Below are 6,346 nucleotides of genomic sequence, written 5' to 3'. Positions count from 1 at the left end.
AAGTGGCGCACTTTCTCTCCGGCGATTGGTGCAGTTTTAGTCCGGCGTTGACATATATCCCGCGACGTTTCGAAAGGTAAAAAATGTCGTTCATCGTGACCTCGCATTAGCACTATTCAAGAGGTCGCATGTTGATCGTTTGGCGCGACATGAAGAGTTTGTGTAACCCCCTGTGTAACCACGCGTGCAACCAAATCCTCAGCTCATCCCAGCTACTATGCAGGGTTGATTGGTTCAAAACGATAAACTTGGAAGTTTGGCTGGGGTGCTAGGATCCCCAGTCAACTTTCAAGCATAAATCTAAGAGACTGATAAGGTTAGAGAAAAATGTGCGCAATAGCCTTTGTGATGCACCTATGTGCGACATAGCCTCTTTAGGCGCAACTTGGGATAGTCAGCAGTCAAGTAACTTTGCACCTTAGGGCGGAAAGAGTGCATTCGCTGGACCTGCGCGAGCGACACCTCAGTTTAACGAAAGTAGCCATTAAAGGGGGCAGATACGCCGACTCTCATGCTGCGTCCGCCACCAAGGGCCGCTATGCGCAGAAATCGCCATTTGCAAGCTCGGGATCAACAACCTGGCCGGATGGCGCGACCGGCCCAGACCAGACTTTGCCATCCCGAACCAGCGCCGCTTCACCAGACCAGCCGTTCATGCACGGCGCAGCATTTCCATCACGGCAATGACTGGGTCGCGGACAATCAGACCTAATGCCGTTGCGAAATTGCTCATCATGAAGTTAAAGCTTATACTCTCAGAGTGGACCATCCGAGCACGCTCATTGACCTTGCTGCGATCGCAGCGCCCATCTGCGGATTATCACAGAACGGGTTGAACTTACTTTTTCACCAGATAAGAATAGGGGATTCTATGCATCAGATCAAAGTGAAATCGCACCTGTTCGACGGGTTTCTTGCTGGCTGGACCGCTTGTTTCGCTTTGGGTGTGCCAGTGTTCTGGTTGTTTGGGTCTCCGCCAACGGCAATTAGGTCCGCAACCCGCCTGTGGGTGCACGGGGTCCTATTCGGGCTGAAGCATATTGTTGGGCTGAATTATGTCGAGAAGGGTCGCGACCTGATTCCGACAGAACCCTGTCTCATTGTATGCAATCATCAGTCCACCTGGGAAACTCTTGCGTTTCTCGTTCTCTTCCCGGACGTAGCGATTGTTGCGAAGCAGGAACTTCTGCGGATTCCGATTATCGGTTGGTATATGAGAAAATCACCGATGATCATCATTGATCGCGAGAGCGGGTCCAAGGCACTGAAGGCTATGCTGAACCAGAGCCGTGAAGCGCTCGCCTCTGGCCGCTCCGTTCTCATTTTCCCAGAGGGGACGCGAATGGATGGGCGAGAGCCAATCAGATTCAAGCGGGGGATCGAACTGCTTTATTCAAAGCTGGGAACGCCCGTTCTGCCCGTATTGGTGAACTCGGGGAAATTCTGGGGACCGAGCCCACAGAGCAAACGTAGCGGGAAAGTCACTGTTTTATATTCATCTCCGATCCCGTCTGGGATGCCAGCCGAACAATTTATTCGGAAGGCTGAGGAGCAGATGGAGGCAGATCTATCAATATTGAATGAACTTACCGACAACATCCGGTAGTCGTTCAATCGCCGATGACCGTGCCCCACTTCACATCCAGCGCGGCGAAGAGCGTAGTCGTGCCGTGGCGCTTGTAATCATGGGTCATTGTGACCACCCGGCCCTTCTTCAGAGGTAGATGTCGACTGTGGGCCGTTCTCGTCGGTTCCTTGAGTTCACCCATCATATGATTTCGCTCTTGCCGCGAACGGCAGGAACGACGGGCCGCGCCGCAGCATAACTGGCTGTCGACGGACGGCCCAAACACTTATATTTCAATAGCTTCCGCAATCGCCAGCGCATCTTCAAGTTCAACGCCCAAGTATCTGGCAGTGCTGTCCATCTTCGTATGACCCAACAGCAACTGAACGGCACGCAGGTTACCCGTCTTCTTATAGATCTGGGTGACCTTCGTGCGTCGCATTGAATGAGTGCCATAGGCGTTCACTTCCAACCCGATGGACGAAAACCAAACCCGTACGATCCGAGCATATTGGCGCGTTGAGATATGCAGGCGCTCGTGGAAGCGACTCGGCCAGAGATATTCGGATCCAACCATCAGCGGATCTTTCATCCACTTCGCAACCGACGCGCGCGTGCCTTCGGAAATCTCAAACTGAACAGGTTTTTGGTTTTTGCTTTGCAGGACCGATGCCCGTTCTTTGATCTGTCCGGACGCCATCACATCGACAACTTTCATGCGGACAAGATCACAGCCACTCAATTTGCGGTCGGTGGCTATGTTGAACGGGGCCAGATCGCAATAGTTTTCAGCCAGTTCCAGCCTGACACGGATGGCCCAGACATGTTTGGCCTTCAGCGGTCGCTTCTGACCAACGGTGCGCCCTTTGTTCCAGGCGGGACGAAGGGTGCGAATGTCCGGTAATTTTTGTGTTTGCATGACAGTTCCTCCGATCCGCCATGCCCTCCCACATCGACAACCCAACGTTCACACTGCACTATATCACCAAATGCTGCCCCAGATCTGAGGTCGGCTCAGAGCCCATATGGGCGAATTCCCAGATCAGGTTTTCTGGAATAATCACCGAAAAATATCAAAACGCGGCAACCAAGGAAGCTTGGTCAAGTTGTTTCTCTATCGCTCCAACTGACGCAAGGCTCATTGGATAGACATATGAAACGGCCCCTTAAAGGTCGCCCCCTCCTTCATGTCCAACTACACTAAACAAATGCTACTACGAGGGCCGGCAAGCCCAGCATCCCAAAACAGATGATGACAATTGAGATTCCTAGTCCTTTGAACATCTTACTTCTCTCGCTCTAAAAAAATTCACATAGAAAATCAAATAAGTCGCTGTGCCTACAATCAATGCGGCGGTCTGCCGCACTCATCTGAGGGGAGAACAACTTTCGGACATTGGCGTGGTCAACGCTGCTTTCATCGCGGCGCACAGTTCAAAATTGGAAGCCGTCGCTCCTACTTGAGCGGCCTTTTCGATGAAATACACCCACTCTGAATTAGTCGGCGAATGACTAGGCAGCGGCTTAGACTTGCAGCAAATATCACTTTGTCCGCTGACCGACGATCAGGCTGACAAAATACTGAAGGATGCACGAACGGCAGCAATGACGGGCCGCACCGCAGCATAGGAACGACTGGTGAATGGCAGGACTAGGCCGGAACCTGCCTGCATAGAAATTTGACGGTCGGCTGTTTTTGGCAAGAAAAAATAATGGAGTTCACAAGCCGCACTGCGGGACTGAGGCTAGAAGCGCTTGCCGCATTCAAATTGCAGGCCATTGAAATGCCGATGGTTCACAGCGCCAGATACATGGTTTTCGGACGTGGATTTTGAAAGGGCGCGAAGCTGCCCTTCATGGTGTTTTGAAAGGGGCAACGCCCATTCACCGGAGAGCTATAACGTAGTTATGGCTAGTAGGTTCAAGCATAACTTTTCGGGAATGCCGTTTGGCGAAATTTTTGGCCCGAGCCGTTATAACGGCTGCGGAGGTGCCCTGGAGCGTTGCGCCGCTCCACTACGCGTTCAATGAAACCGGAATAATCCACAAGAAAGCGCTGGTTCCAGAAAATAGGGTTTTGCTCTTTCGCGCACTGCTCTGATTTTTTGTACATGAACACAGCAACTGACCCAACCGCAATCCCCTCGCCGAATCCGCGTGCGGCATCGCTGCGCCTTAAGGCGAAGTCCAGGCAGAAGGCTTATGGGCAGCGCCGTCATGATTTTAGGGTCGGACCGCAACCAGACTACGTTGATGGAAATAGAACGGTACTTAATCGCACTTTGATGGAGCCACGAGGCTTCGTTGCACAAATCAGCTTGTGGGCGGAGCTCCCCTTACCCCAGACGGATTTAGCCTACGGCGACGGTACGCGGTACGCCAAGAGCTGTGAAGCCGTTTAGGATCGCGGCGCGGATTTGGATTTCCGCAACCTGCCGATCAAAGTCACGCGCTGAGAGGCGCTGACCCAGTAATTTCACGCAATGCATCTTTGTCTCAACGCGACTTCTGCTGTGATATCCAGTCAGCTGTCGCCACAATGCGCGGCCGAGATACTTTGAGGCTCGCACTGCTTCATTGCGTGCTCTGGCCCTGGGTGTGTCGGGCTTCCATAGCTTGGCATTCTTGCGCGGCGGTATAACGGCATGGGCATCTCGCACGGCAATCGCATCATGGCATTTGCGTGTGTCGTATGCTCCATCAGCTGTGACGCAACCGAGTTCCTGATCAGCTGGGATCTGATTGAGCAGGGCAGGCAATATGGGCGCGTCCCCGATACTGCTGCTGGTGACCTCGACTGCTCGTATTTCCAGCGTTTGCTCATCAATCCCGATATGTATCTTGCGCCACAGCCGCCGTTTGGGCCCACCGTGCTTGCGGGCATTCCACTCTCCTTCGCCCTCAGCTTTGATGCCGGTACTATCTATCAGCAGGTGCAGCGGCCCGGATGAGCCCTTGTACGGGATGGTCACAGATAACGTCCTCTGACGACGACATAAGGTACTGAAGTCCGGCACTGACCAGTCCAGACCGACGCGTTCGAGCAGGCTTGCTACAAATCCAGTCGTCTGCCTCAACGGCAACCCGAACAGCACTTTGAGTGTCAGGCAGGCTTGAATGGCCGCATCGCTATAGGCTTGTTGACGTCCCCGTCGTCCGGAAGGCGCTGCCTCCCACGTCATCTCCGCATCAAACCAGATCGATAGCGATCCACGTTGCTTCAGCGAAAGGTTATACTCTGCCCAGTTACGGGTCTTGTACGTTGTCGGTATCCAGCTGCTCATAAACCCCAGCTATCGCGCTGGATTCACGTGGTGAATCCCCTCAAACCCCGATTTGTGCAACAAAGCCGCTACAAGGGATGCTTTTGATCGCACGCAAGTGGTGGATATCAAGCACTAGATAGCAGGGATCGACGTGCCGCCAACTGGGTGATCAAGCCAACGCCGAGGCAGTGTAGGTGGGTGCAGTCCGGATTCCGCTATTCAAAGCTCATGATTAACTGCAAGAAACAAGGTGACTTGCTGTGGTCGTGACTGCTGATCCTGGATCCGTTTTTTGGCAACTTGTATCTTGAGCTGGGCTACGACCAACCGCTGTAAGGCGTGGTCCCGCGCCTCATAGATCTTGCGGATACGCGACCCGGGGTTTCCAATTTTCCAGACATTGTGGCCGACTGCATCCGGGATAAATTTCCCTGCATCGCGTAGCCCTTGCTGCCAAGCGCAATCAGCAACTACATAGCTTTGGCTGGCATTGACCAGCAAACGTCGGCGCGACTTGAGATAAGCGTGCATAACGAACTCCTACGATACGATACGACAACGTGTGGCGAAATCCTCACGCACCGGTCCGCATGTTTCTCCTAAAGTCTAGTGGCACTATGCTGTTTGGGTCAACACCAGCGCCAGCTAAGACGTGTAAACGCTCTGCTGACAAGCCTGATCGTACCGCTGTTGGTGCGCTGGCTGGTTTGAAAGCCTTACAACTCAGCACTCGGGAGGAGTGCGGCTTGGTGTCAGGGTGCTTGGCAAACGGCGGCCATCTAGAGAGCAGCGCATATTAGGAACGCGCCCGGCCGATTGTGCTGAAAAACTCGGCAATCTGAAAATTGCTGATATCTGCCAAAAACACATAGAACGCAAAAGTCAGGTGGATGAGTGGACCAGACGCTAAGGGGTACTTTTCGACTACATCTGGAAATGTGACCGACGACATCATCAAGCAGTATCTGGAATTACATTCTTACGAATGATACTTATGGCATTAGCTGGAAATAATACACTGTGCCAACTCAATACGGGGTGAGAGAAATGGCTCCAGCGGTAGGGATCGGAGCCATTTTGCACGGCATTGAATTTAAACGATAAATTCAGGGTTCAGGTCTGCGAAGCACCAGTTTGTGCAGAGTAACGTGCCGTACCGTGTGCTCCGCTTCAAGGCATTTCGTGAGGGGGCAGAAGGAAGATTTCTGTGGAGATCAGGTTAACGTTGAACGTATTCCTTGCATCTGGGATCTGCTTCCAGACCGACTTTGGTCCTCCGCTTACCTAATTATAAAGGCGGATTACCCCCAGGGGGGAGGCTCAACACCTGAAGGCGATTTGAACCGTTCGCGGTTTCGTTCTTTCTCCAATAGAGGGAATTTAACCGCAGTAAATTAAACACCTATTTGTTGCTTTGGCGTGCCTTAACAGCTTTGACGATGGCCCCATTGATGTCTTGGCTGTTGAATGTCACTGAGAACTGACCCGGTATTTTCACCGAGATTTGACCCGC

The 6,346-nt window shown here is 52.6% G+C and carries 4 protein-coding genes and 2 pseudogenes; 2 read left to right on the top strand and 4 right to left on the bottom strand.

The genetic code is table 11. From position 1 onward, the window contains the following. Positions 1–871 precede the first annotated feature (871 nt). Complete coding sequence (locus V7730_RS21580) at positions 872–1,606, top strand: lysophospholipid acyltransferase family protein (protein WP_335749620.1); 735 nt, start codon at positions 872–874, stop codon at positions 1,604–1,606. Between the two features lie 10 nt (positions 1,607–1,616). Here V7730_RS21580 and V7730_RS21575 read toward each other — a convergent pair. From V7730_RS21575 to V7730_RS21560, 4 genes and pseudogenes are all read right to left on the bottom strand, one after another. Next, positions 1,617–1,724: pseudogene (locus V7730_RS21575) on the bottom strand (IS630 family transposase); the annotation flags it as partial. 129 nt (positions 1,725–1,853) lie between these two features. Continuing rightward, positions 1,854–2,486 (bottom strand): tyrosine-type recombinase/integrase, encoded by a 633-nt coding sequence (locus V7730_RS21570; RefSeq protein ID WP_335749619.1) that lies wholly within the window; start codon positions 2,484–2,486, stop codon positions 1,854–1,856. A 1,432-nt stretch (positions 2,487–3,918) separates the two neighbouring features. After that, positions 3,919–4,851 carry an IS5 family transposase gene (locus tag V7730_RS21565; RefSeq protein WP_335749618.1) on the bottom strand — a complete coding sequence of 311 codons (933 nt, stop codon included), beginning with the start codon at positions 4,849–4,851 and terminating at the stop codon, positions 3,919–3,921. A gap of 201 nt (positions 4,852–5,052) precedes the next feature. Further along, positions 5,053–5,364 (bottom strand): hypothetical protein, encoded by a 312-nt coding sequence (locus V7730_RS21560; protein ID WP_335749617.1) that lies wholly within the window; start codon positions 5,362–5,364, stop codon positions 5,053–5,055. Between the two features lie 374 nt (positions 5,365–5,738). On the opposite strand from V7730_RS21560, the pseudogene V7730_RS21555 reads away from it, so the two are divergent. Then, positions 5,739–5,822, top strand: a pseudogene (locus tag V7730_RS21555) (IS200/IS605 family transposase); the annotation flags it as partial. Between the last annotated feature and the right edge of the window lie 524 nt (positions 5,823–6,346).

The sequence above is a fragment of the Sulfitobacter sp. genome (assembly GCF_036961165.1).
Classification (GTDB): Bacteria; Pseudomonadota; Alphaproteobacteria; order Rhodobacterales; family Rhodobacteraceae; genus Sulfitobacter.
Note: the sequence above shows the minus strand (reverse complement) of the source record. Positions and strands in the feature narration are given on the sequence as shown.